Origin of the sequence: Corynebacterium sp. HMSC064E10 (assembly GCF_001812505.1) — a bacterium.
GTDB lineage: Bacteria > Actinomycetota > Actinomycetes > Mycobacteriales > Mycobacteriaceae > Corynebacterium > Corynebacterium amycolatum.
On sequence record NZ_KV809174.1, the window covers coordinates 38,315 to 61,273 of the forward strand.

Consider the following 22,959-nt stretch of genomic DNA (forward strand, 5'->3'; position numbering starts at 1 on the left):
GAATCGAGCGGGGCTGGCTGCGAATCCCATCGCAACCAGCCCCGCTTAGAGCTTTAGAACTACTTCAGTTCCATCAGGACATCGCCCTTGCCGACACCCGAGCCAGCCTCGGTAGCCAGACCAGTGACAACGCCGTCCTTGTGAGCCTTGACTGGGTTTTCCATCTTCATGGCCTCAAGGACAACCACGGTGTCACCCTCGGAGACTTCCTGGCCCTCTTCGACGTTGACCTTAATGACGGTGCCCTGCATCGGAGCAACCACAGCGTCACCGGAAGCAGCCTTCTTGGAACCGCCAGCGCGCTTCTTCTTGCTCTTCTTCTTGGCACCAGCGTTGCCGCCACCCAGGGCCAGGTCGCCTGGCAGGGCTACCTCGACGCGGCGGCCGTCAATCTCGACAACAACCTTCTGAGCCGGGACGGTGTCGGTGTCAGCGTCAGAGTCACCGTCGTACGGAGCGATTGGGTTGTCCCATTCCTCTTCAATCCACTTGGTGTAGACGTCGAACTTCTCGCCGTCGCCGACGAAGGCTGGGTTTTCAACAATGTGGCGGTGGAACGGAATGACCGTTGCCAGACCCTCAACCTGGTACTCGGACAGGGCGCGAGCGGAGCGGCGCAGAGCCTCTTCACGGTTCTCGCCCCAGACGATCAGCTTGGCCAGCATGGAGTCGAACTGGCCGCCGATGACATCGCCCTGCTTGATGCCGGTGTCCATGCGGACACCCGGGCCGGACGGTTCGATGTACTTGGTGATGGTGCCCGGAGCCGGCATGAAGTTGCTGCCGGCGTCCTCGCCATTGATGCGGAACTCGAAAGCGTGACCGTGCATCTCCGGGTCTTCCTTGATGGACAGTTCCTTGCCTTCGGCAATGCGGAACTGCTCACGGACCAGATCGAGGCCGGTAATTTCCTCGGTGACCGGGTGCTCCACCTGCAGGCGGGTGTTGACCTCGAGGAAGTTGATCAGGCCGTCAGCGCCGACCAGGTACTCAACGGTGCCAGCACCGTAGTAGCCAGCCTCGCGGCAGATGTCCTTAGCGGACTGGCGCAGGCGCTCATCCTGCTCCGGGGTCAGGAACGGAGCAGGTGCTTCCTCGACGAGCTTCTGGAAACGACGCTGTAGAGAGCAGTCACGGGTGGAGGCGACAACGACGTTGCCGTGCTTATCAGCGAGAACCTGGCACTCGACGTGGCGTGCCTTGTCCAGGTAGCGCTCTACGAAGCACTCACCGCGACCGAAGGCGGCAACGGCCTCGCGAGTAGCGGACTCGTAGAGGTCAGCGACCTCTTCCATCTCGTGTGCGACCTTCATGCCGCGGCCACCGCCACCGAAAGCAGCCTTAATGGCGATTGGCAGACCGTGCTCCTTAGCGAACGCGACGACCTCGTCTGCATCCTTAACCGGTTCCTTGGTGCCTGGAGCCATCGGAGCGTCAGCCTTCAGCGCAATGTGGCGAGCGGTGACCTTGTCGCCCAGGGCGCGGATGGACTCTGGCGACGGGCCGATCCAGATCAGGCCAGCGTTCTCAACGGCCTCTGCGAAGTCGCCGTTCTCCGACAGGAAGCCGTAGCCCGGGTGGATGGCATTAGCGCCGGACTTCTTTGCGGCATCCAGAATCTTATCGAAGACTAGGTAAGACTCAGCGGAAGTGGTGCCACCGAGAGCAAAAGCCTCATCCGCCATAGTCACGAATGGAGCGTCCGCATCCGGCTCAGCGTAAACGGCGACGGAAGGAATGCCTGCGTCTTTCGCAGCGCGAATAACGCGAACGGCAATCTCGCCACGGTTGGCGACGAGAACCTTCGTGATTTTTTCAGTGGTCTGCTCGGACACGAAATCCTCCATTTTTCGTGGGCACCCCGAGAATTGGCCCTCGGGGCAAGGTTGCGACAGTCATTTGTAGGAATCACAAGCAGCACTGCAATTAACTGAGCGGTGAACCGCAATGCGGTTAACCACGCGGTAGCTAACAGCGTGTGACCCAATGCCTCCATTGTGTCACAGGTGCGGTAAGCAACCTCTTTTTGCTCGCTACATAAGGGGGTAGGGATTGTGACCTTGAGCAGCGTTCAAGTGGGTGTGGGGGCAGCTGAAGTGGCTATTTTCCGCCCAAAAATCTAAGTTTGCGGCTAAAATTACCACCTAAGAGTGCAACTGCCGCCCCCTTGATTGGGGGCGGCAGGGGGAATTAATTCTCCGCTGTAGTGCCAGTCGCTGACGCCGGGAAAACGGTGGGGAGAAGTGCCCACCGGTTGCGTCAATCGTCTACAGGCTTCCCGGCTCCGAACCGTGGGCGATGGGCATGCCAATCATGTTTCCCCACTCAACCCACGAGCCGTCGTAGTTGCGAACATTCTCGTGGCCGAGCAGGTGGTGCAGTACAAACCAGGTGTGCGCGGAGCGCTCGCCGATGCGGCAGTAGACAATCGCCTCATCTTCGAATTGGACGTGCGCGTAAATCTGCTCAAGCTCTTCGCGGTCGAGGAAACGCGAGTTCGGGTGAACGGACTGATTCCATGGAATGTTTACCGCGGTTGGAATGTGGCCACCTCGCAGGACGCCTTCCTGTGGGTAATCGACCATATGGGTTCGCGCACCGGCATATTCCTCCGGAGTGCGTACGTCGATAATCGGAGCCTTTTCAATGAGCTCACGTGTATCGCTGAAGTAGGCGCGCAGTGTCCTGTCGTCGCGCTCGACGACAGGGTAGTCAGTGCGTGGGTAGTTAGGGACCTCGAAGCTGGTGTCTCGTTCTTCAGTCATCCAGGCGTCGCGGCCACCGTTGAGAAGGCGCACGTCGGGATGTCCAAAAAGCTCGAAGACCCAGAGTGTGTAGGCGGCCCACCAGTTGGACTTGTCACCGTAGATTACGACGGTGTCGTCGCGCGAGATACCCTTCTCGCGCATGAGCTCGGCAAAGCCTTCGGCGTCGATATAGTCGCGGCGCACGGGGTCGTTGAGGTCGTGATGCCAGTCAATGCGAACCGCGCCCGGAATGTGTCCAATGTCGTAGAGCAGTGAGTCCTCGTCGGATTCAACAACGCGCAGACCGGGAGAGCCCAGTCGGGCAGCAAGCCAGGAGCTAGAGACGAGGCGCTCAGGGTGGGCGTACTGCTGGAACTGGGGGTGCGGGTCGTGCGGAACAGCCATCGGATACTCCCTTGGCGCAAGTTGGGTGGGTGGGACTTTCTGACGTTTATCGTCAATTGCATATCTAGTTTACGGGTCGCGTGGCGAACGGCGGAATAGTCCCCGGTGTGAGCGCTTTCCAACGGCAACAATTGCGTCCGCGGCCACCCCCTGGGATACGCCTCACAGTTGGGGGTAAAAGGAGTGTTTTCAGCGCGCTTGGAGTCCAGGTAGTGCCCTAAAATTTAGCTGAGAGTTAGCGCAAAAACTGTGTTGATTCGTATCACTGGAAAATGGGCTGAAATGGGCTATCTGCCTGGGTATTCGCTGCGTTACGGAGACAATTGAGTGCCGGAAGTCCATGTCTTTTCTTAAAAGGAGTGCCTGTGCACAAGAACATTGTTGTATTCGAGATCGAGGGCGGCTCGGACAAGTATTTCGACGGACACCGCAAGGACACCATGCCAATCGTCAACGCTATCCGCGAAGCCGGTTGGTCCGCTGAGGTCGTCTACTACCGACCAGAGTGGAAGGACGACCTGTACGACTACGTCTCTCAGAACTTCGACGGCTACATCTCCCGCGTTAACCCGGGCAACATCCCGGGTGGTGAGAGGGGCTACTTCGAGCTTCTGACCAGCCTCTCGGTCGCTGGTTTGGTCGGTATGTCCACCCCGGGCGAGATGATGGCTTACGGCGCAAAGGACGCACTGGTCAAGCTCAAGGATACTGACCTGGTTCCGTCTGACACCGCTGCTTACTACGACGTCGAGGCATTCCACAGCACTTTCCCGACCTCCCTGTCCTACGGCGAGCGCGTCCTCAAGCAGAACCGTGGCTCCACCGGGTCCGGCATCTGGCGTGTGCGCATCGCTGACGAAGAGGTTGCTAAGAACGTTGAGCCGGGCACCCCGCTGCCGCTGGACACCAAGCTGAAGTGCACCGAGGCCGTGGACAACCACACCGAGACTCGCGAGCTTGGCGAGTTCATGGATTTCTGTGACCAGTACATCATCGGCGATAACGGCATGCTCGTGGACATGCGCTTCATGCCGCGCATCACCGAAGGCGAAATTCGCATTCTGCTGGTCGGTCCGCACCCGGTCTTCGTGGTTCACAAGAAGCCGGCCGAGGGCGGCGACGCTTTCTCCGCAACCTTGTTCTCTGGCGCGAAGTACACCTACAACAAGCCGGAAGAATGGCAGGACCTCATCGATATGTTTGCTGAGGCTCGCCCCGTCATTGCTGAGAACCTCGGTGGTGACAATATCCCGTTGATCTGGACAGCTGATTTCATGCTGGCAGACGGCGAGGACGGCGAGGACACTTACGTTCTCGGCGAGATCAACTGTTCCTGTGTTGGCTTCACCTCCGAGCTGGATATGGGTATCCAGGAGCTCGTTGCTCAGGAGGCCATCAAGCGCGTTGAGGCTGCTAACAAGTAGTCTCCACAGCTAAGAAAGCCGCACCAATTTGGTGCGGTTTTTGCTTTACGACGTCCTTGCGATGCCTACCTATTCCAGAACTGGGAGACCGAATAGCCGTAGCGATACAGAGCTCGGCGCACGACAGGTAGCGACAGTCCGATCACACTGGATGAGTCGCCATTGATGCCATCGACAAACCAGCCGCCTAGAGCCTCCAATGTAAACGCGCCAGCGCACTTCAGTGGCTCGCCCGTCGCAGCGTAGGCGTGGATGTCCTCTTCTGGGACTTCAGCGAAATCGAGGGAAGTAATCGCCACCTCAAGGTGCTCGCCCTTTGGTGTCACGACACAGTGACCAGTAATCAGCTCAGCCGTCCGGCCGCTCTGTTGGTGCCAGCGCTCAATGGTCTTTTCTTCCGTGTGGGGCTTGCCCTGCAACTTTCCGTCGAGAAGCAGCATTGAATCCCCGCCAATGACAATGTCATTGGGGTAGGCCGGAGAGACAGCGTGTGCCTTGGCCTGTGCGAGTTCCTCGACGATGCGTACCGGCGATGCGTCCGGAAGGGCTGTAATCACGGCATCCTCGTCGACGTTGGGCGCTACTGTGATGGGCTCGATGCCTGCAGAGCGCAGAATGTGCAGTCGCGAAGGGGAAGTGGAAGCCAAGACGATTCGGGGGCTGCTCATAGTTAGTGATTTTAGTGAGGGCGGAATCGTAAAGCCTAATTTTTGTGACAAACATGCGTGGCTGGTGGGGCGCTATCAGAATCGTGGGGATCCATTGCTGGAGCTGTGGTGGGGGCTGCCATCGGTCTGGCGTTTGTGTATTTCCTGTTCAAGGTGGTGTGGCCAGCAGCTCGTAACCGCGATCAGCGTCGTCTGGACCGGGAGCTCGATGATGAGTTTGATGGCGAGTCGCTGGGTGAGTAGCGCCAGTAACAGGCAGTAGCCAAGACCAAGGCAGTAACAAAAACCAAAGCGCCACCGTCGGAAAACCCGATGATGGCGCTTCGTGCTAGCGAATCGACGCAGTTAGCGTGCGGTAACGACTACGCGGTAAACGGTAGCTGTACTAGTAGAAATGGACGTTGCGGAACGTACCCGGTACGTGCTGGTGCGGCTGGTGGAACCCCTCTTCCAGCCGGCCCCAGTCGTTACGCGGGCCGCGGTCCTCTGGGGCACCGCCAGCTGCTGCCATACCCGCGAACAAAAGCGCGAGCGTGGCAGTTTCAGCGTCAGACGGGTTGCCCTTGAGGACGGACATGAACGGTGCAGCCGGGACCGCAGCGGTGTCCTTGTCTTCGGTTGCTGGGGTGTTTTTGGAATCGGTCACAGCGGAATGTTCCCATGCTTCTTGGCGGGTACGTTAACAACCTTGCGATTCAACAGACGCAGACCCTCAATGATCTGGCCGCGGGTCTCGCTCGGCGGGATAACGGCGTCGATGAAGCCACGCTCAGCAGCCATGTACGGGTTGACCAGGGTGGCCTCGTACTCTGCCTCGTACTCCTTCTGCAGTGCGACGACGTCCTTGCCTTCGGCCGCAGCAGCCTTGAGCTCCTTGCGGTAGATGAAGCCGACAGCGCCGGAAGCACCCATGACCGCAATCTGAGCGGTCGGCCATGCCAGGTTGATGTCAGCGCCCATGTCCTTGGAGCCCATCACACAGTAAGCTCCGCCGTAAGCCTTACGGGTGATGACGGTAATCTTCGGAACGGTGGCCTCAGCGTACGCGTACAGTAGCTTGGCGCCACGGCGGATGATGCCGTCGAACTCTTGGTTGGTGCCCGGCAGGAAGCCTGGAACGTCAACCAGCATGATGATCGGAATGTTGAAGGCATCACAGGTGCGGACGAAGCGAGCCGCCTTCTCGGATGCCTTGATGTCGAGGCAGCCAGCGAACTGAATCGGCTGGTTGGCAACGAAACCTACCGAGCGGCCCTCCACGCGACCGAAGCCGATGACCACGTTCTGTGCGTAGTCCTCCTGAATCTCCAGGAAGTCCTCGTCGTCGACCAGGCGGGTGATGACGTCCTTGATGTCGTACGGCTGGTTCGGGGAGTCCGGAATCAGCGTGTCGAGCTCGAGGTCAGTCTCAGTGATGTTGTCAGCGATGGAGCCCTCGAATGGCTCAGCCTCCATGCGAGGAGCCTCAGCGCGGTTGTTGGACGGCAGGTAGCTGACCAATTCCTGAACGAATGTCAGAGCGTCTTCGTCATCAGCAGCGGTGTAGTGCGAAGTACCGGAGGTGCTCATGTGAGTGCCAGCGCCACCCAGCTCGTCCTGTGTGACCTCTTCGCCAGTGACGGTCTTAATAACGTCCGGGCCGGTGATGAACATCTTGGAAGTGCCATCGACCATGACAATGAAGTCGGTCAGAGCCGGGGAGTAGACGTGGCCACCAGCGCAGGCACCCATGATCAGGGAAATCTGTGGGATAACGCCAGAAGCCTGGGTGTTCCGGAAGAAGATCTGGGAGTAGAGGCCGAGGGAAACAACGCCCTCCTGGATGCGGGCGCCAGCGCCTTCGTTGATGCCGATAATTGGGACACCGGTCTTGATGGCCAGATCCATGATTTTGACAATCTTTTCACCGTAGACCTCACCGAGTGCGCCACCGAAGATGGCGCCGTCCTGCGAGAAGACACAGACCTGGCGGCCATCGATGGTGCCGTAACCAGTTACAACACCGTCGGTGACAGGGCGCTTGGCGTCGAGGCCGAAGTTCTTGGAGCGGTGACGCGCGAGTGCGTCCACCTCCACGAATGAGCCCTCGTCCAAGAGAAACTCGATGCGCTCACGAGCGGTCATCTTGCCCTTGTCGTGGACGCGGTCAATACCGGCCTGGCCCATTGGGGCCTGGGTCTCTGCGAGACGGGCTCGCAGATCGGCCAGTTTTCCAGCAGTAGTGGTCAAATCCGGGGTTTCACCGGTTGATGTATTTGCGGCAGTCGTCATGCCAACTAGTTTACGTTTCGAAAACGGGGGGAGGTAGTTGGGGGCAATCGCTGTTAACAAAAGTAGGGGTAATGACTAGCTCGTTGTTCAGCAAAAAGCCTGCTCTTACAGTGGAATATTGCCGTGCTTGCGCGCAGGCCACGGTACTTTCTTTGAAGTTAGAAGGCGCAGATTTTTTATCACCCGAGTTCGTGTCTCGGAGGGGAGGATGACTTCATCAATTAACCCCCGTTCGGCGGCGCGATAAGGCGTGAGCATGTGTTGCTCGTATCCCATTTCCAGTTCAGCAATGAGTTCTTTCACACTCTCGGGAGTGCCAAATCTATCGGCCGCTGGGTCTTTTGCGAGAGCTGCTTCGGTGGCGGTTCGAATCTCGGCACGATGGAGGAAGCGTACTGCGCCAGAGGCGCCCATCACGGCGATCTGTGCCGTCGGCCAAGCCAGATTTACATCCGCGCCGAGCCCCTTTGATCCCATCACGCAATACGCGCCGCCGTAGGCTTTGCGCATGGTGACGGTGATTTTAGGAACGGTTGCTTCTGCATACGCATAGAGCAATTTAGCGCCACGGCGCAGAATTCCCTGGTGTTCTTGATTCGAGCCGGGGAGAAAGCCTGGTACATCCACGAGAAAGACGAGTGGAATGTTGAAACAATCGCAGGTTCGAACGAATCGCGCGGCTTTCTCCGCTGCATCGATATCTAGGCAGCCCGCAAATTCCATGGGCTGATTAGCGACAAACCCAACGGATTGACCGTTGAGACGGCCAAGGCCAATTACGACATTGGCTGCCCGGTTTTCCTGGATTTCCAGGAACTCCGCATCGTCGCAAAGCGCGTAGATGACTTCATGCACGTCGTACGGCGTGGAAGGGCTGTCGGGAATGAGACTGTCGAGGGTGCGATCGGTGTCGGTGATCTCGTCACTGGCATTGGAATCCCAACTGGGCGCGGGGGAGGTTGTGTTGTTGGGGAGGTAGTCGAGCAAATCGCAGACCCAGTCGAGTCCATCCTGCTCGCTAGTGGCGGTGTAATGGGAGTTTCCGGCGAGCTCCATATGGGTGTCGGCGCCGCCAAGCTCGTGCTGGCCGATCTTTTCGCCAGTGACCGTTTCAATTACGTCAGGGCCGGTGACAAACATGCGGGAGTTTTCCTCCACCATGACAACGAAGTCCGTCAGCGCTGGGGAGTAGGCATTTCCACCTGCGCAGGCACCAAAAATGACTGAAATCTGCGGAATGACGCCGCTGGCACGAACGTTGTGGTGGAACGTCTGGGCAATAAAGTCCAGTGAGACTGCGCCATCTTGGATGCGGGCGCCGGCACCTTCGTACATGCCAATAACGGGACGGCCGGTAGTGATGGCAAGGTCCTGAATCTTGACCATCTTTTCGCCGTAGACCTCTCCGAGTGCACCACCGAAGATTGTGCCGTCCTGAGAGAAGATGCAGACCTCACGGCCGTCTATGGTTCCCCAGCCGGTGATAATTCCGTCAGTCACGGGGCGTTTGGCTTCCATTCCAAATGCGGTAGTGCGGTGGCGGGCTAGCGCATCGAATTCGACAAAAGACCCTTCGTCCAGCAGGTAGTCAATGCGCTCGCGGGCATTCATACGCTCAGTCAGTTTGAGCTTGTCGTAGCCTCGCGACCCCATCGGAGTCAGTGCAGCAGTGCGTCGGCGTAGAAGGTCTTCATTGAGAAAAGCGGTGGTGTGTTGCTCCGCCGTCAAACGTGAGGAAATAGTCATGTTATGGAATGTAGTGTTTGAGAAGGAAAATAGTAAAGCGGGTGAGCTGTGATGATTCTCACGCTGTCGTCCCCTTGAGAAAGGCCTCGACGCGCTGAATCCGGCCATAGCGCTAGACTGCTGTGCATGACCGACCCCCGAATTGTTGCTTCCCGCAAGCCTCTTGATGCCGCGCGTGTGCGCGCAGCCGCGCCGGGCTGGAGTTCCATTGAGGTTGTCGAAACCACTGGTTCGACCAATGCCGATCTTCGGAAACAGGCGGCACTGGGGCAGGTGGCAGATCTCAGTGCGCTCATCGCCTCGGAGCAGACCGCAGGTCGCGGTCGGCTGAGCCGTAGTTGGACAGCTCCGGAAGGTGCATCCATTGCGCTCAGCACACTGCTGCGCCCGCAAGGGCTCGCACCGGAGCAGCTGGGGCTCTTGCCCTTAGTCGCAGGTCTCGCAGTCGTCGATGCTGTTGTAGAGGTCGTGGGTCTGGTGCCTGAGCGCGTATCCCTGAAGTGGCCGAACGATGTCCTCGTTGACGGTCGTAAGCTCTGCGGAATTCTGGTAGAGGCTGCTTCGCTGACACCACCAGCTCTCATTCCAGGAATCGGCATCAATGTTTCTCTGCAGGAAGACGAGTTGCCTGTGCCACACGCCACTTCGCTATACCTGGCGGGCGCAGACAATCTCGACCGCGACGACATCTCCGCTGGTGTGCTGCGTGCGCTGGGACGTCGTCAAGCACAGTGGCGAAAGGGCGATGCTGAGTTGCTGCGGGACTACGAGGCGGTGTGCGCGACCATCGGCTCGAACGTGCGCGTGGAGTTGCCGGGGGATCGCGTGCTGGTCGGCAAGGCGGTTGGTGTGCGTGCCGACGGCGAATTGATTGTCACCGACGAAGCTGGCACAAGCCACTTTGTTGCGGCCGGTGACGTGTTCCATGTTCGTGCCACTGACGGCGGCTATGCATCCCCGCAGACTGACTCGGACCGGAGGTAGTGCTGTATGGCCTTTCCCGATGATGAGTTGGACACGCGCGAGGCAATTCTGCTGGACACCAATCCAACTTTTGGTCGGCTGGTGTGGCCGCTCTTGGAGCTCATGGTTATCACCGGCGTCTGCTGGTTGCTGATTGGCTTTATCGACGGCCCTGCGATTGCTCCGGGAGACTTACAGGGTGTGCGTCAGCTGCTGCTGTTTGCGTGGCTGGGGCTTATTCTCTGGCGTGTTGTTCGTCCGGTACTAAGTTGGCTGGGGGAGCGGTTTGTGCTGACTGATAGGCGGATTATTTTGCGCCGCGGCATTGTACGTCCGCAGGTGGTCTCGATTGATCTGCGTTCGGTGCGTGCGGTCAATCGCAAAGGCGGAGTGTTGTATCTGCAGACACGCAGTTTCGGCCCGCCGCTGGCTGTGGAAGATATTCCCAGCTCTCGTAAGGTGGCGAAGTTGGTCTCCCGGTTGACTTAGAATTTTGGGTCATAACCTACAATCAGGGGTGTGATTGCTTCGGATACCCCTGAAAACTCCACTAATTCCACTTCTGATTCCGCTGCAGCGCTAACTGTTGCGCAGCACCCCGCGCATGCTGATGGCGTGCCGGTTGTGGCGGTGATTGGTGATGGTCAGCTGGCTCGCATGATGCAGACTGAGGCCATTGAACTGGGACAGTCCATCCGTTTGCTTGCCGGTTCGCCGGATTCTTCCGCAGCGCAGGTGTGTGCGGACGTTATCATCGGCGACTACCACGTCTGGGAGGACGTTGAACGCACTGTCGCTGGTGCGCAGGCCGTGACTTTTGACCATGAGCACGTTCCCACCGATTTTCTCAACAAGCTGACCGAGATGGGCTACTCGGTTCAGCCTCAGCCTTCAGCGTTGCTGTACGCGCAGGATAAGCTGCTGATGCGCCAGCGCCTGGAGGAACTGGGTGCTCCGGTACCTGCGTACGCTGCTATCGAGTCCGTCCAGGATGCCGAGGCCTTCTTCGACCGCGTTGACGGCGCCGTCTGCCTGAAGGCCCGCCGTGGCGGTTACGACGGTCACGGCGTGTGGTTCCCGAAGGACCGCGAGGACCTGCGCACGCTTGTCGACGAACTGTTGGGCAAGGACGTGCCGCTGATGGCCGAACGGAAGGTCGCGCTGGTTCGCGAGCTGTCGGCCATGTGTGCCCGCACACCGTCGGGTGAGGTCAAGGCCTGGCCAGTCCTCGAGTCTGTGCAGCGTGACGGCATCTGTGTTGAGGCAATCTGCCCGGCGCCGGGGCTTTCCGACGAGCTTGCGAGCACGGCCGAAAGACTCAGTGTGACCATCGCTTCCGAGTTGGGAGTAACCGGTGCGCTGGCAGTTGAGCTGTTCGAGACCGTCGATGCCGATGGCAATCCGGAGATCTACGTCAACGAGTTGGCGATGCGCCCGCACAACACTGGCCACTGGTCGCAGGACGGCTGTGAGACCAGCCAGTTTGAGCAGCACCTGCGTGCAGTTGCTGATATGCCACTGGGTTCCACTCGCCCGACTGCGCCGGTGACGGTGATGGTCAATACGCTCGGTGGTGATGAGGCCTCGGATGTGCCGATTGCGCAGCGCTTTGCTGAGGTTTGGCGCCGCTTCCCATCGGTGAAGATTCACTGGTACGGCAAGGATTGGCGCCCAGGACGTAAGCTGGGTCACGTCAATCTGTGTGGTTATGACGCAAGCGCGGAGGGCATTGCCGAGACCCGTCGAATTGCCAACCTAGCTGCTGGTTACGTAGTCGATGGAGTATGGGCAGACGGCTACACGGCATGAAGCTAGCGCCGATTAAAGCTAGTGCCTTTAAAAATTAGATTGCTATCTCAAGGAGACAACATTGGCTGAAGCAAACCAGGTGGCAAGCCCGAAGCTGGCCAACGCAACCGGTCCGTTGGTTGGTCTGATTATGGGGTCGGACTCAGATTGGCCGACCATGGAGCCGGCAGCTGAGGTACTGGCTGAGTTCGGAATTCCGTTTGAGGTAGGCGTGGTCTCTGCGCACCGTACTCCGGAACGCATGATTGATTATGCAAAGTCGGCCGCTGATAAGGGCTTGCGCTGCATTATTGCAGGTGCCGGTGGTGCTGCGCACCTACCGGGCATGGTGGCGTCTGCCACTCCGCTGCCGGTTATCGGCGTGCCCCGTGCACTCGAGAACCTGGAGGGCGTCGACTCGCTGCTGTCGATTGTTCAGATGCCGGGCGGCGTTCCGGTGGCAACCGTCGGCGTGGGCGGCGCTAAGAATGCTGGCCTGCTGGCTGTGCGTATCCTCTCGGCTGGTTACCCGGAGCTCATTGTGGCGATGGAGAACTACCAGGCCAATATGCGCGATGAAGTCCTGGAAAAGGACGAGCGCCTGCGCAAGAAGCTGATGGGTGAGTAGGGCGTCCAGCCAGCCCCCACGCTACCCGCGCATATGAACTGCGGGGTAGTGGAACGTGTCCGGGTCGGCGGTCTCCCAGGCTTCGGCCCAGTTGTGGAAGCGAGTTCCGCTCAGCAGCTCGCCTGGCTGCAGCCAGTTGTAGAGCTCCGCGTAGGTCTCACCGACCTGCTCATTGGTGCGCCGCAGCAGATGGGATGGCCCCAGCTCAGAGAAGCTATTCAGGCCCATCGATGCCAATAGGCTAGCTGCTTCCGCGACCGTGGCATTGTGATAGTTGGCCACACGCTGACCCTTGTCGTCGACATCCAAAGCCTTCCACAGACTCGGATCCTGGGTAGCCACACCCACCGGGCAGGTGTTGGTGTGACATAGCTGAGATTGAATACAGCCGGTGGCCATCATCATGCCACGAGCTGAGTTCACAAAGTCAGCGCCAATACACATGCGCTTAACAATGTCGAAGCCAGTAATGACCTTGCCGGATGCACCGAGCTTGATGCGATCTCGCAGACCGGCACCTACGAGCGCGTTATGGACGAGAATCAGACCGTCGGTAAGCGGCAGGCCAACGCGGTCGGAGTATTCCAGCGGCGCAGCGCCGGTGCCGCCTTCAGCGCCGTCGACGATGATGAAGTCTGGCGTGATGTTCTCTTCCAGCATGGCCTTGCACACGGCGAGGAACTCGAGCTGCGAGCCGACGCATAGCTTGAAACCGACCGGCTTGCCACCGTTGAGCTCGCGCATTGTGCCCATAAAACGAACAAGTTCACGCGGGGTGGAGTAGACACGGTGGTACGGCGGACTCATTACGCCCTTGCCAACTGGCACGTGGCGAGTAGCGGCGATCTCCTCATTGACCTTGTGGCCTGGCAGCATGCCACCGAGTCCCGGCTTTGCCCCCTGGCTAACTTTCAGATAGGTAGCCTTGACCTGCGAAATCTTAGCCTTTTCGCGGAACAGCTCCGGATCGAAGTCGCCATCCTCCGTACGCGCCCCGAAGTAGCCGGAACCCAGCTGCCAGTAGATGTCCGCACCGTACTTCAAGTGGTAAGGGCTGATAGCGCCCTCGCCAGTGTCCTGCACGAAATTGCCCAGTTTCGCGCCCTTATTCATTGCCATGACAGCGTTCGGGGACAGGGAGCCAAAACTCATGGCTGAAATATTGAAGATCGACGCGGAGTACGGCTGGGTGCAGTCCGGACCGCCAATATCTACGCGGGGATCTTCGATGACGTGCTGGCTCGGTGCCATGGAGTGGCGGACGTATTCGTAGCCAGGGGCGTTAATTTTGCGTTCAGTACCGAAGGACTTCTTTGAGGACAGCCCCTTCGCACGCTCGTAGACCACGGTACGAGTATCGCGGTCGAACGGAGCGCCGTCGAAGTTGCGCTCGATAAAGTACTGCTGCATCTCGGGGCGAATGGTCTCGCCCATGTAGCGCAGATGGCCAATGACCGGGAAGTTCCGCAAGATGGAGTGCTTCTTTTGAAGCATGTCATAGATAGCCACAACATCCAGGAAGAGGATGAAAGCCATCAGAATCCACCACCACGGGCTCAGATCCCATACAGCCAGTGCGCCCAAAACATTGATGAGGGCAAGAATCGCGAGAATATATGGTCGGGTAATCACAATTTCCAGATTATCGCGCCTGCCGAGAGCGCCTCTCGTCGGAGGGGATGTGATTAAATCACACGGGCTTTTTCGGCCGTAGAAATAGCAGCGACACGCTCGGTATCGCCGCCGCGCACGACGACGGCAGCACCGCCCTGAACCCAAGCCGACAGCACATTACGCGCCCATCTATCTCCGCTGACCTGTGAAGAATCAGGCACCAGCCAGCCGTCGGAAACGACGCGGGAACCGGGCGTGAGCTGCATCTCGTCCGCGTAATCGCCAGCTGATGAAAGCAGTTCTGCAGCCGACTTCTCCCCAATAACGGGGGTTTGGTCGGAGTCCGGGCCTGCGCCTAGATATGCGTCTGGGTGGAAACGAACTTCCGGACCGAAGTCAATGACTCCCGGTGGAATATCATCACCACATTCCACGACACCGCGGCCAAAGGGATCGTCGGTAAGCACTGCGATATAGGCGTCTGGGAACTTCTCTTCCCACGTGCTGACGTTAGTGACGGTGGTGAAAACAACCAGCGGCTCCTCATCACTAACGGTGACGCCAGCGCGCTCGCAGCCAAGAATGATACAGGCGGACTGCCAGATTAGTGGTAGATCAATCCATGCCTGGTCCCCGGCGACGAGGTCGAACTCATCGTGCAACATGTTGGCAATCTTGCAGGCCCAATTGTCCAGGGTCTGCGCCGACAAATCGGTACGACCGCCAGTAGTTTCGTCATAACAGGTCAAACGAGGCACCGATGGGTCGGCCTCGAGAAGTGTCTTCAGAATCTCCACGTCCCCAAGGGTAACGAGAATTGCGCGATGCCGTCGGCGTGAAGACCTAGCCTCCTAACTCAGCAGCAGGGTGAACAGCAGAACCGTCGGCAAGCAGGCGATTGTCGTAATCACGCCACAATCGCGTGCCTGCTCAAGGTTCCGGCCGAAGCGGGACGCGAATGTGTAGACATTTTGAGCAGTCGGCAAACCGGCGATAATCACGGCTGCCAGCAGCGCATGCCCGCTGAGTCCAAAGACGAAATGGCCGAACAGCAGAGCGAACGCTGGGTGGAGGAAAAGCTTCAGAGTCGACGCCACTACGACGGCGCGACGAGGGGAGTGGCCTGCTTCCATAAACGGCATACCATGCAGGCTGATACCGAAGGCCAGAAGTGCCATAGGCACCGCCGCCTGCCCCAATAGCCCCACCGGATGTGCCACGAACTGAGGTACTTCGATAGCAAACGCATTAATCGCAAGCCCCACCATCGCAGCCAGAAAAATAGGATTTTTCAGCGGAGCCATGATGACATTGCGGGGTCGAAAGCGGCCGCGGTTAGTGAGGATCTCCAGCACCGTCATGGAAGCGGGCGCATAAAAAGCAATCTGAAAAATAAGGGCCGGGACGACGGCGGTAGCGTCGTGAAGCACCGCGACCGCGATGGGCACACCGAGATTAGCGACGTTGTTGTAACTCGACGACATCGCGCCGACCACAGCATCAGCGCTGCGCTGTTTGAACATGGGTGCCACAAAGATTCGGTAGCACGCCGCCGTGGTCAAGGCAGACAGTGCCGCGACACCAAACGCCGAACCGAAGATGTTCGCCGAATCCGCCGTCGCGAGCGTGTGCGCGAGCATGCACGGCATCGCGATCCAGAACACGATCATGTTCAGGGTAAAAGATGCCCGCTTATCGACGATCTCACTGCGCCCAAACAGCCAGCCAACAATGATCAGTACTGCGACGGAACCAAAGCCGGTGAATATTTCGGTGAGAGCGGGCATAAGTGCATATTTTAGACAATAAAAAACGGACCCAATCCAATCCCCTCGGTGGGGAAGGACTGAGTCCGTTTTACGCTGTTATCGCATGTATCGTCATGCGGCCAGCGCGTAAATAAGGCCTTTCGGCGGGTATTCGAATGATCGGCTCCCGCCGACCAGCCATCTTTAGCGGCTGGTGAACGGCAGGAGTGCCATCTCGCGGGCGTTCTTCACAGCGGTAGCGACCTGGCGCTGCTGCTGCGGAGTCAGACCGGTGACGCGGCGAGAACGAATCTTGCCACGGTCAGAGATGAACTGGCGGAGCAGGTTAATGTCCTTGTAATCAACCTTCTCAACGCCTGCGGCCTTGAGTGGGTTCTTCTTCGGGCGGCGGGACTGCTCCATCCGCGCCTTCTTGTTAGAGTGATTGCGCTTCATTGGTGCTCCTCGACTTACCAGCTGGACTTACGGACGCCCGGGAGTTCGCCACGGTGGGCCATCTCACGAACGCGGACACGGGACAGGCCGAACTTGCGGAGGTAGCCACGCGGGCGACCATCTGCAGCGTCACGGTTGCGAACGCGAATCGGGGACGCGTCACGCGGCTGACGGTTCAGCTCGTACTGTGCGTCCATGCGCTCTTCGTCAGTGGAGTGCGGGGACTTGATGATGCGCTTCAGTTCAGCGCGACGTTCTGCATAACGAGCGACGATTTCCTTGCGCTGCTCGTTCTTGGCAATCTTGGACTTCTTAGCCATGAGTTAGCGCTCCTCGCGGAATTCGACGTGCTTGCGGACAACCGGATCGTACTTCTTAATGGTGATACGGTCCGGGGTATTGCGCTTGTTCTTACGGGTCACGTAGGTGTAACCGGTGCCCGCAGTGGACTTCAGCTTGATGATTGGACGAATGTCATTACGTGCCATTTTTAGATCTTCTCCCCACGTGCACGAATCTGAGCAACAACAGCTTCGATACCGTACTTGTCGATGGTCTTCAGACCCTTCGGGGACACATTCAGAGTGATGTGACGCCCCTCAGAGGCGAGGTAGAACTTCTTACGCTGCACGTTGGGGTTCCAACGGCGCGACGTGCGCCGGTGGGAGTGGGACACGGTCTTGCCGAAAGACGGCTTGCGTCCCGTAACCTGGCAAATCGCCGACATAGGGATTCCTTTGCTTCCTTGCCGCCCAATGCCGACATCACTGGTGCGCCACGCCGGATTATTGAGTAACCAAGGATTCCACCTGGCCTTTTCCGGGGCGCTGCCCATTGACACTCGACGCTGAGCGCGTAAACGAATAACTAGACAACAGCGAGAGAACAGTTTACACACGAGTTGCGGGATAACCTAATCGCTGTTCCACTGTGGTTTTCTTGGTGCAAATCTCTAATGTCGTCATAGAGTTCGTGCTTGTTGACGGGCGCCCGCCTGTCGACGGGCGTTAGCGCAGAGTCCTTTTTTTAATTTTTGGGCTCGAGCCTGTAATATTCCATCGAGTGTCACATGCCGGTTTGTAGAAATATTGACCTGGTGCGTGTCATTGTAAGTCGTGTTCGTACCCAACTCAGGCACGATTCTCCCGCTGTTAGCTGGGTGAAAGCGACCTGAAGTTCAATCCTGAGGGAAACGAGAATTAATGAAGAAGGACATCCATCCTGATTACCACCCGGTGGTTTTCAAGGACGCAGGCACGGGTCACTCTTTCCTTACCCGTTCCACCGCCACCTCCGACCGCACTGTCGAGTGGGAAGACGGTAACGAGTACCCGCTGATCGTCGTTGACGTCACCAGCGAGTCGCACCCGTTCTGGACCGGTGCTCAGCGTGTCATGGACACCGCTGGTCGCGTCGAGAAGTTCCAGCGTCGTTACGGTAACCGCATTCGCCGCGCGAAGAAGAACTAAGAATAGGAGGGGAATAAGAAAATGGCAGTACCAAAGCGTCGCATGTCGCGAGCTAACACCCGCGCCCGCCGTTCCCAGTGGAAGAGCAACAACGTCGCTCTCCAGGAAGTCAAGGTAAACGGCCGCGTCTACAACGTTCCTCGTCGCATCGCCAAGGCTGTTCAGCTCGGCCTGGTTGACGTCGAGAAGTTCTAACGCGCATCTTTAAGGATGCTGACATCGTTCCTCGCTGAATCCCAGAGCGCTTTGAGCGTGCAGAGTGCGTTCAGTGCGTAAGGAACGGTTGATAAAGAGCTTTTAACCTCACCCCATCGCTTGTACTTGGCGATGGGGTGAGGTTTTTCAGTTGTATGGCCCAGTTTTTGCGAGCTCTCTCACGAAGAATCTGTGTCACATTTACACTCACCTTATATTTTCAAGGCACAATGGGCAGTATGAAGATTTTGGTAGTTGATGACGATCAAGCGGTACGCGAAGCGTTGCGGCGATCGTTGACTTTTAATGGCTACACGGTCGAGCTCGCTGAGGATGGCGCAGAGGCCTTGGAAAAGATCGCCAAGGATCGTCCGGATTTAGCCATTCTGGATGTCATGATGCCGAAGCTCGACGGCCTCGATGTTTGCCGTCGGCTTCGCAGCGAAGGCGATGATTTGCCGGTCATGATGTTGACTGCACGTGATTCGGTCTCCGAGCGCGTAGCTGGTCTTGATGCCGGCGCAGACGACTACCTGCCTAAGCCTTTCGCATTGGAAGAGCTACTCGCTCGTGTGCGTTCACTCCTTCGTCGTTCTGCTTTGGAAGTGCCTGCGATGGAAGATGCCGCAACTCTGCAGTTTGAGGATCTCTCCCTTGACCCGGAAACTCGTGAGGTCTTCCGCGGTGAACGCCGCATTAGTCTCACTCGTACAGAATTTGCGCTGCTGGAATTGCTGATGAGCAACCCTCGGCGTGTACTCTCCCGTACCGCCATTTTGGAGGACGTCTGGGGGTATGACTTCCCGACGTCCGGAAATGCGCTTGAGGTCTACATTGGCTACCTGCGTCGCAAGACTGAGGCAGAGGGAGAGCCGCGTCTGATTCACACTGTGCGTGGTGTCGGTTATGTGATGCGGGAGACCGCACCGTGATGTTGCGCCGTCGTCGTTTGACCGGCGGTGGCGTGCAATCAGATCAGCGTTCCGCCACCGAGGTCACCCCGGGACAAGGTGCCGGTGAAAAGCAAGAGAAGTCCGCGGATGCTGAGAGGACGGTAGGGGAGTCCCTCGTTGATCTGCCCCGGAGTTCGCGTATCCCTTCACTGCGTTGGCGGCTGACCATTTTGACGGCGCTCATTGTGGCGATGTCTGTGGGGCTGATGACGTTGGCTGCGTTTTTTACTGTGCAGGCAACGCTGTACCGCGAAGTGGATAGTAACCTCCGTAGCCAGGCGGAAAAACTGCTTATGTCCCCGTATGCGTCGGAGTTTGCCATTGGTCCCTCTTTTGAGGCGGACTCAAACAGGATTCTGAACCCCGATTTGGATGCGGTGTACTTTGCCCACGGCAGTGTGGCGGGTAAGGGCGGTGGCTCAATCTCTATTGGTGGTCCGGAACTCGCAGTGTTGCGAGGGAATCGCCAGGAATCGATTCGTACCGATGAGTACAACGGCCGTCGTGTATATGCCGTCCGCGCCGAAGATGGTGCGACGCTGATTCTCTCGCAGGACTTGAACTCGACGCAGTCGGTCTTGAAATCGCTCGGTGCAGTGCTGCTGAGTATTTCTGCAATCGGAATTCTCTTCGCCATCGGATCAGGTATTACGGTGGCAACAACGGGTCTGCGTCCGGTCACTCGGTTGCGCATTGCCGCGGAGCGAGTAACGGAGACCGATGAGCTGCGCCCAATCCCTGTGGAGGGCGACGATGAGCTTGCGCGCTTTACCCGCAGCTTCAATGAGATGTTGGCTGCACTTCAAGCGTCGCGCATTAAGCAGGCGGAGCTGGTTGCAGATGCTGGTCATGAGTTGAAGACCCCGCTGACGTCGTTACGCACAAATATTGAACTGCTGATGATGGCCTCCCGCTCGGGAGCGGCAATCTCGGATGCGGATCGCGCGGATCTGGAAGCTGACGTCATCGCACAGCTGGAAGAGTTGTCGACATTGGTTGGTGACCTCGTCGATTTGGCACGCGAAGATGGGCCGCAACAGGTTATTGAACATGTCGATGTCGATGAAATCATTTCCACGTCGTTAGCGCGTGTTGAACGTCGTCGGCCGGATATCACTTTCGACGTGCAGACCACTCCGTGGTATGTCTACGGGGATCCGGCGGGGCTTGGCCGGGCAGTTTTGAACTTGATGGACAACGCTGCAAAGTGGTCGCCAGAAAATGGCACCGTGCGGGTTCGTCTGACGCCACTCAGCGAGGTTGTCGCTGAATTCACGGTGGCGGACTCGGGGCCGGGTATCCCGAAGGAAGATCGTCACAAGGTCTTCGAGCGGTTCTACCGTTCCATTCAGTCACGGTCTATGCCTGGATCCGGCCTGGGGTTGGCCATTGTGAAGTCAGTCATCGTCCGCCACGGGGGCACGATTACTGCCGATGAATCCGACGATGGCGGTGCTTTGATGCGGGTGACGCTGCCGGGCAGCCCGTACAGCGGGAGAGATGAAGACTCCGATTCAGCTCAAGAGCCTAGCTAGAAACGCATATCCCCACGTCAAAGTCGATGTAATCCCCGCTGCGTGCGGCCTTTTAAGGAAGTGCGTGGCGGGGATTCGGTGTTTCATTCGGGGAATTTTCGGCGAGACTGCAGACTGCTCTCAGCCAATTGTTAGACAGACAGTGCAAGGTATTACGTATGAGCAACTCTTTCAACGATTCCTCGCGAGGAGATGAGCGGGGACACTACTCCTCGCAGTCTCACAACTTCAGCGAGAACCGTGCCATGGGGGATGCTGGTGAGACAAGCCAGTTTTCTGTCAATGAGCGCGGCTGGGAGAATTCCCACTACAACACCATCCCGTCTCAGCCGAACGGCGCTTACGGAGGCGGTTCAGAGTGGGACGTTCCGGCCAATCAGCAGAAGACCAAGGGTGCCCAGGGGGCTAAGGGCATGGGGGCGCTGGCAGTCGCTGCCCTGATGCTGTGCTCGGCCGGTATTGGTGGCGGTGTCGGCGCATGGGTAGTTCACAACTCGCAGTCGTCGGTCCCCGCGGACAACGCGCTGGATAAGCCTGCGGAAACCCGCCAGGTAGCAGCAGCTGAGGGGTCCGTGGAGAAGGTCGCGCAGAAGGTCCTTCCCAGTGTCGTCTCCATCACCACTGCCTCGGAGCGGGGCACGGCGTCGGGGTCAGGCTCCATTCTGTCGTCCGACGGTCTGGTCCTGACGAATAATCACGTCGTCGCAGGCGCGGGCCCGGACGCACAAATGGAAGTCTTGCTGGCCGACGGCACGACGCACTCGGCAACTCTGGTTGCAGGGGATGCAGCTACTGACATCGCCGTTATTCGAATTGAAGGTGTCAACGGGCTGCGCCCAATTTCACTGGGCAATTCCTCGCAGGTCCAGGTTGGCCAGGAAGTGGTGGCCGTTGGCTCGCCACTGGGACTGACCTCCACCGTTACGCAGGGCATTGTCTCCGCTAAGAATCGTCCGGTCACCGCCGCGGGTGAAGACGGTCAGTCCTCGGTCATTGATGCAATCCAGACCGACGCGGCGATTAATCCGGGTAACTCCGGTGGAGCGCTAGTGGATATGGAAGGCAACCTTATCGGTGTGCCCAGCGTGATTGCCTCTAACAGTGCGGGATCGGAGCAAGCGGGCAGCATTGGCCTTGGTTTCGCTATTCCGGTTAATCAGGCTCGTCGCATAGCGGAAGACCTGATTGATTCCGGTAAGGCCCGGATGCCTGTCATTGGTGCCCAGATTGATTCGCGTCCGATTGCACGTGGTGCACTGGTGCGGGAGGTAACGCCAGGCGGCCCAGCTGACAAAGCGGGACTGAAAGACGGTGACCTGATTACCAAGGTTGATGACCGCACACTTGACAACGGCGTTGCACTAATTGCGGCTATCCGCTCGCATCGGATCGGGGATTCTGTCACACTTACAGTTACAGATGAGCGAGGCGGCAACGAGCGAACAGTCGATGTCACCTTGGCAGAAGCCCAGGATTGATAAGCAGCGTGGTGGAGTAGTAGCTCACCATCTGTAAAAGATTTTCGAGTGAAACTTCGAGTGTAGAGCTGTGGGAGAAAGCGAGTTAGAGCAGATGAGTGAAACTGTGAGTACTGAGCCAAGTGACGTTAACCTCGCTGAGATGGAGCGTCTTATCAACGACGACGGCCAGGTCCGAAATGCGTTTGTAGTCCTCGTGGGCGATCATTTCGAGAACCCGGATGCTGCGGCTTCGCTCATGGTTGAGCTGTTGGAAGAAGACGGCTACTCGGTCGATGCTGTGGTCAGTACGGGTGCAGTGAAGCGTGAGATCCGGAAGGCGCTCGATACCGCTGTTGTTGGTGGCGCGGATTTGGTCGTCACGGTGGGAGGCGTTGGCGTTGGGCCTCGTGCGAAGACCCCGGATGCCACTCGCAAAGTTCTCGATGTACGACTGCAGGGCATTGAGCAGGCTATTCGTAACTCCGGTATGGGAGCCGGCGCCTTGGATGCGGGGCTGTCACGCGGGTTGGCTGGTGTGTCCGGTCAGACGGTGATTATCAATCTCGCGGAGTCGCGCGCTGCAGTGCGCGATGGCATGGCGACAATTCTCCCGCTGGTCTCTCATGTGCTTGATGATCTCTGCCGCTGGAGCGTCTAGGAATGGGCGACGCCAATCAGCCCAATCAGCCCGAGCAAGCTGCGCCGCGCAGTGGCAGTCGTAGGCAACGTCGTCGCGCAGGTGCACCGGCGAAAAACTTTGCCCAGTCGCGCAGTGCGAAAACCGCGCGCACAGTGCGCTATCACGATGAATCTCCGGAGGATGCTCGTGGTTTTGATGCGGACTACTGGACAAAACAGCGCCCACCCCATTGGGGATGAGCGCTGTGCA

The 22,959-nt window shown here is 58.2% G+C and carries 26 protein-coding genes; 13 read left to right on the forward strand and 13 right to left on the reverse strand.

From position 1 onward, the window contains the following. Positions 1-59: 59 nt before the first annotated feature. Together HMPREF2860_RS08475 and HMPREF2860_RS08480 are read right to left on the reverse strand one after the other, a co-directional pair. A complete protein-coding gene (locus HMPREF2860_RS08475; protein WP_070560157.1) occupies positions 60-1,847 on the reverse strand; it encodes an acetyl/propionyl/methylcrotonyl-CoA carboxylase subunit alpha in 1,788 nt (595 codons plus the stop codon). 420 nt (positions 1,848-2,267) lie between these two features. After that, positions 2,268-3,152, reverse strand: coding sequence for a sulfurtransferase (locus tag HMPREF2860_RS08480; RefSeq protein ID WP_070560154.1), 885 nt, complete (start codon positions 3,150-3,152; stop codon positions 2,268-2,270). 365 nt (positions 3,153-3,517) lie between these two features. Here HMPREF2860_RS08480 and HMPREF2860_RS08485 point away from each other — a divergent pair, with 365 nt between their 5' ends. Next, positions 3,518-4,576, forward strand: a complete 1,059-nt coding sequence (locus HMPREF2860_RS08485; RefSeq protein ID WP_049171326.1) for a Cj0069 family protein — start codon at positions 3,518-3,520, stop codon at positions 4,574-4,576. 65 nt (positions 4,577-4,641) lie between these two features. Here the strand turns inward: HMPREF2860_RS08485 and HMPREF2860_RS08490 are convergent, their stop codons facing one another. Further along, positions 4,642-5,244, reverse strand: a complete 603-nt coding sequence (locus HMPREF2860_RS08490; protein ID WP_070560152.1) for a Maf family protein — start codon at positions 5,242-5,244, stop codon at positions 4,642-4,644. Between the two features lie 108 nt (positions 5,245-5,352). Between HMPREF2860_RS08490 and HMPREF2860_RS11340 the strand changes: the two genes are divergently transcribed. After that, a complete protein-coding gene (locus HMPREF2860_RS11340; protein ID WP_255463394.1) occupies positions 5,353-5,487 on the forward strand; it encodes a hypothetical protein in 135 nt (44 codons plus the stop codon). A gap of 142 nt (positions 5,488-5,629) precedes the next feature. On the opposite strand, the gene HMPREF2860_RS08500 is transcribed toward HMPREF2860_RS11340, so the two are convergent. The 3 genes from HMPREF2860_RS08500 to HMPREF2860_RS08510 form a co-directional block, all read right to left on the reverse strand. Beyond that, the gene (locus tag HMPREF2860_RS08500) at positions 5,630-5,890 is read right to left on the reverse strand and encodes an acyl-CoA carboxylase epsilon subunit (RefSeq protein WP_038626359.1); all 261 of its coding nucleotides are present in this window, start codon (positions 5,888-5,890) and stop codon (positions 5,630-5,632) included. Continuing rightward, on the reverse strand, positions 5,887-7,515 hold the full coding sequence (locus HMPREF2860_RS08505) for an acyl-CoA carboxylase subunit beta (RefSeq protein ID WP_038626357.1): 1,629 nt from the start codon (positions 7,513-7,515) through the stop codon (positions 5,887-5,889). The genes HMPREF2860_RS08500 and HMPREF2860_RS08505 overlap by 4 nt, the downstream gene beginning before the upstream one ends. A 105-nt stretch (positions 7,516-7,620) precedes the next feature. Beyond that, positions 7,621-9,261: an acyl-CoA carboxylase subunit beta gene (locus HMPREF2860_RS08510; RefSeq protein ID WP_038626355.1), complete on the reverse strand. Its 1,641-nt coding sequence runs from the start codon at positions 9,259-9,261 to the stop codon at positions 7,621-7,623. 126 nt (positions 9,262-9,387) lie between these two features. Here HMPREF2860_RS08510 and HMPREF2860_RS08515 point away from each other — a divergent pair, with 126 nt between their 5' ends. From HMPREF2860_RS08515 to purE, 4 genes are all read left to right on the forward strand, one after another. After that, on the forward strand, positions 9,388-10,245 hold the full coding sequence (locus HMPREF2860_RS08515) for a biotin--[acetyl-CoA-carboxylase] ligase (protein WP_080972820.1): 858 nt from the start codon (positions 9,388-9,390) through the stop codon (positions 10,243-10,245). A gap of 6 nt (positions 10,246-10,251) precedes the next feature. Next, positions 10,252-10,713: a YdbT family protein gene (locus HMPREF2860_RS08520; protein WP_070560150.1), complete on the forward strand. Its 462-nt coding sequence runs from the start codon at positions 10,252-10,254 to the stop codon at positions 10,711-10,713. 30 nt (positions 10,714-10,743) lie between these two features. Continuing rightward, positions 10,744-12,033, forward strand: a complete 1,290-nt coding sequence (locus tag HMPREF2860_RS08525) for a 5-(carboxyamino)imidazole ribonucleotide synthase (RefSeq protein WP_083300193.1) — start codon at positions 10,744-10,746, stop codon at positions 12,031-12,033. Between the two features lie 130 nt (positions 12,034-12,163). Continuing rightward, entirely contained in the window at positions 12,164-12,640 is a 477-nt protein-coding gene (gene purE / locus HMPREF2860_RS08530; RefSeq protein ID WP_038629135.1) for a 5-(carboxyamino)imidazole ribonucleotide mutase, read from the forward strand. A gap of 21 nt (positions 12,641-12,661) precedes the next feature. Here purE and HMPREF2860_RS08535 read toward each other — a convergent pair whose 3' ends face one another. The 7 genes from HMPREF2860_RS08535 to rpmB form a co-directional block, all read right to left on the reverse strand. Continuing rightward, a complete protein-coding gene (locus HMPREF2860_RS08535) occupies positions 12,662-14,272 on the reverse strand; it encodes an FMN-binding glutamate synthase family protein (RefSeq protein WP_038626348.1) in 1,611 nt (536 codons plus the stop codon). 53 nt (positions 14,273-14,325) lie between these two features. Next, positions 14,326-15,051, reverse strand: a complete 726-nt coding sequence (locus tag HMPREF2860_RS08540) for a TIGR03089 family protein (protein WP_038626346.1) — start codon at positions 15,049-15,051, stop codon at positions 14,326-14,328. 54 nt (positions 15,052-15,105) lie between these two features. Continuing rightward, the gene (locus tag HMPREF2860_RS08545) at positions 15,106-16,041 is read right to left on the reverse strand and encodes an AEC family transporter (RefSeq protein WP_038626344.1); all 936 of its coding nucleotides are present in this window, start codon (positions 16,039-16,041) and stop codon (positions 15,106-15,108) included. A gap of 165 nt (positions 16,042-16,206) precedes the next feature. Then, on the reverse strand, positions 16,207-16,458 hold the full coding sequence (rpsR, locus tag HMPREF2860_RS08550; RefSeq protein ID WP_005511410.1) for a 30S ribosomal protein S18: 252 nt from the start codon (positions 16,456-16,458) through the stop codon (positions 16,207-16,209). Positions 16,459-16,472: 14 nt separating this feature from the next. Further along, entirely contained in the window at positions 16,473-16,778 is a 306-nt protein-coding gene (rpsN, locus tag HMPREF2860_RS08555; protein WP_005511414.1) for a 30S ribosomal protein S14, read from the reverse strand. A 3-nt stretch (positions 16,779-16,781) separates the two neighbouring features. Beyond that, positions 16,782-16,946, reverse strand: coding sequence for a 50S ribosomal protein L33 (rpmG, locus tag HMPREF2860_RS08560; RefSeq protein ID WP_005511413.1), 165 nt, complete (start codon positions 16,944-16,946; stop codon positions 16,782-16,784). Positions 16,947-16,948: 2 nt separating this feature from the next. After that, the gene (gene rpmB / locus HMPREF2860_RS08565; protein ID WP_016423274.1) at positions 16,949-17,185 is read right to left on the reverse strand and encodes a 50S ribosomal protein L28; all 237 of its coding nucleotides are present in this window, start codon (positions 17,183-17,185) and stop codon (positions 16,949-16,951) included. Positions 17,186-17,660: 475 nt separating this feature from the next. Between rpmB and HMPREF2860_RS08570 the strand changes: the two genes are divergently transcribed. The 7 genes from HMPREF2860_RS08570 (at position 17,661) to HMPREF2860_RS11205 (ending at position 22,949) form a co-directional block, all read left to right on the forward strand. After that, on the forward strand, positions 17,661-17,927 hold the full coding sequence (locus HMPREF2860_RS08570; protein ID WP_005511390.1) for a type B 50S ribosomal protein L31: 267 nt from the start codon (positions 17,661-17,663) through the stop codon (positions 17,925-17,927). 21 nt (positions 17,928-17,948) lie between these two features. Next, the gene (gene rpmF, locus HMPREF2860_RS08575) at positions 17,949-18,122 is read left to right on the forward strand and encodes a 50S ribosomal protein L32 (RefSeq protein ID WP_005511439.1); all 174 of its coding nucleotides are present in this window, start codon (positions 17,949-17,951) and stop codon (positions 18,120-18,122) included. 239 nt (positions 18,123-18,361) lie between these two features. Beyond that, the gene (locus HMPREF2860_RS08580; RefSeq protein WP_005511429.1) at positions 18,362-19,054 is read left to right on the forward strand and encodes a response regulator transcription factor; all 693 of its coding nucleotides are present in this window, start codon (positions 18,362-18,364) and stop codon (positions 19,052-19,054) included. Further along, positions 19,054-20,610 (forward strand): HAMP domain-containing sensor histidine kinase, encoded by a 1,557-nt coding sequence (locus HMPREF2860_RS08585; RefSeq protein ID WP_038626342.1) that lies wholly within the window; start codon positions 19,054-19,056, stop codon positions 20,608-20,610. The genes HMPREF2860_RS08580 and HMPREF2860_RS08585 overlap by 1 nt, the downstream gene beginning before the upstream one ends. A gap of 158 nt (positions 20,611-20,768) precedes the next feature. Then, complete coding sequence (locus tag HMPREF2860_RS08590; RefSeq protein ID WP_070628822.1) at positions 20,769-22,088, forward strand: S1C family serine protease; 1,320 nt, start codon at positions 20,769-20,771, stop codon at positions 22,086-22,088. Between the two features lie 142 nt (positions 22,089-22,230). Continuing rightward, a complete protein-coding gene (locus tag HMPREF2860_RS08595; protein ID WP_224786613.1) occupies positions 22,231-22,728 on the forward strand; it encodes a MogA/MoaB family molybdenum cofactor biosynthesis protein in 498 nt (165 codons plus the stop codon). A gap of 2 nt (positions 22,729-22,730) precedes the next feature. Continuing rightward, a complete protein-coding gene (locus HMPREF2860_RS11205; protein WP_080972822.1) occupies positions 22,731-22,949 on the forward strand; it encodes a hypothetical protein in 219 nt (72 codons plus the stop codon). The last annotated feature ends 10 nt before the right edge of the window (positions 22,950-22,959 follow it).

What these genes read in the sequence shown, in the direction of transcription:
- HMPREF2860_RS08515 (WP_080972820.1), top strand. Translation starts at nt 9,388, where the DNA reads ATGACCGACCCCCGAATTGTTGCTTCCCGCAAGCCTCTTGATGCCGCG.
- HMPREF2860_RS08585 (WP_038626342.1), top strand. Translation starts at nt 19,054, where the DNA reads ATGTTGCGCCGTCGTCGTTTGACCGGCGGTGGCGTGCAATCAGATCAG.
- HMPREF2860_RS08520 (WP_070560150.1), top strand. Translation starts at nt 10,252, where the DNA reads ATGGCCTTTCCCGATGATGAGTTGGACACGCGCGAGGCAATTCTGCTG.
- HMPREF2860_RS08545 (WP_038626344.1), bottom strand. Translation starts at nt 16,041, where the DNA reads ATGCCCGCTCTCACCGAAATATTCACCGGCTTTGGTTCCGTCGCAGTA.
- HMPREF2860_RS08595 (WP_224786613.1), top strand. Translation starts at nt 22,231, where the DNA reads ATGGAGCGTCTTATCAACGACGACGGCCAGGTCCGAAATGCGTTTGTA.
- HMPREF2860_RS11205 (WP_080972822.1), top strand. Translation starts at nt 22,731, where the DNA reads ATGGGCGACGCCAATCAGCCCAATCAGCCCGAGCAAGCTGCGCCGCGC.
- HMPREF2860_RS08590 (WP_070628822.1), top strand. Translation starts at nt 20,769, where the DNA reads ATGAGCAACTCTTTCAACGATTCCTCGCGAGGAGATGAGCGGGGACAC.
- HMPREF2860_RS08505 (WP_038626357.1), bottom strand. Translation starts at nt 7,515, where the DNA reads ATGACGACTGCCGCAAATACATCAACCGGTGAAACCCCGGATTTGACC.
- rpsN (WP_005511414.1), bottom strand. Translation starts at nt 16,778, where the DNA reads ATGGCTAAGAAGTCCAAGATTGCCAAGAACGAGCAGCGCAAGGAAATC.
- HMPREF2860_RS08490 (WP_070560152.1), bottom strand. Translation starts at nt 5,244, where the DNA reads ATGAGCAGCCCCCGAATCGTCTTGGCTTCCACTTCCCCTTCGCGACTG.
- HMPREF2860_RS08475 (WP_070560157.1), bottom strand. Translation starts at nt 1,847, where the DNA reads ATGGAGGATTTCGTGTCCGAGCAGACCACTGAAAAAATCACGAAGGTT.
- rpmG (WP_005511413.1), bottom strand. Translation starts at nt 16,946, where the DNA reads ATGGCACGTAATGACATTCGTCCAATCATCAAGCTGAAGTCCACTGCG.
- rpsR (WP_005511410.1), bottom strand. Translation starts at nt 16,458, where the DNA reads ATGAAGCGCAATCACTCTAACAAGAAGGCGCGGATGGAGCAGTCCCGC.
- purE (WP_038629135.1), top strand. Translation starts at nt 12,164, where the DNA reads ATGGGGTCGGACTCAGATTGGCCGACCATGGAGCCGGCAGCTGAGGTA.
- rpmF (WP_005511439.1), top strand. Translation starts at nt 17,949, where the DNA reads ATGGCAGTACCAAAGCGTCGCATGTCGCGAGCTAACACCCGCGCCCGC.
- HMPREF2860_RS08480 (WP_070560154.1), bottom strand. Translation starts at nt 3,152, where the DNA reads ATGGCTGTTCCGCACGACCCGCACCCCCAGTTCCAGCAGTACGCCCAC.
- HMPREF2860_RS08570 (WP_005511390.1), top strand. Translation starts at nt 17,661, where the DNA reads ATGAAGAAGGACATCCATCCTGATTACCACCCGGTGGTTTTCAAGGAC.
- rpmB (WP_016423274.1), bottom strand. Translation starts at nt 17,185, where the DNA reads ATGTCGGCGATTTGCCAGGTTACGGGACGCAAGCCGTCTTTCGGCAAG.
- HMPREF2860_RS08510 (WP_038626355.1), bottom strand. Translation starts at nt 9,261, where the DNA reads ATGACTATTTCCTCACGTTTGACGGCGGAGCAACACACCACCGCTTTT.
- HMPREF2860_RS08580 (WP_005511429.1), top strand. Translation starts at nt 18,362, where the DNA reads ATGAAGATTTTGGTAGTTGATGACGATCAAGCGGTACGCGAAGCGTTG.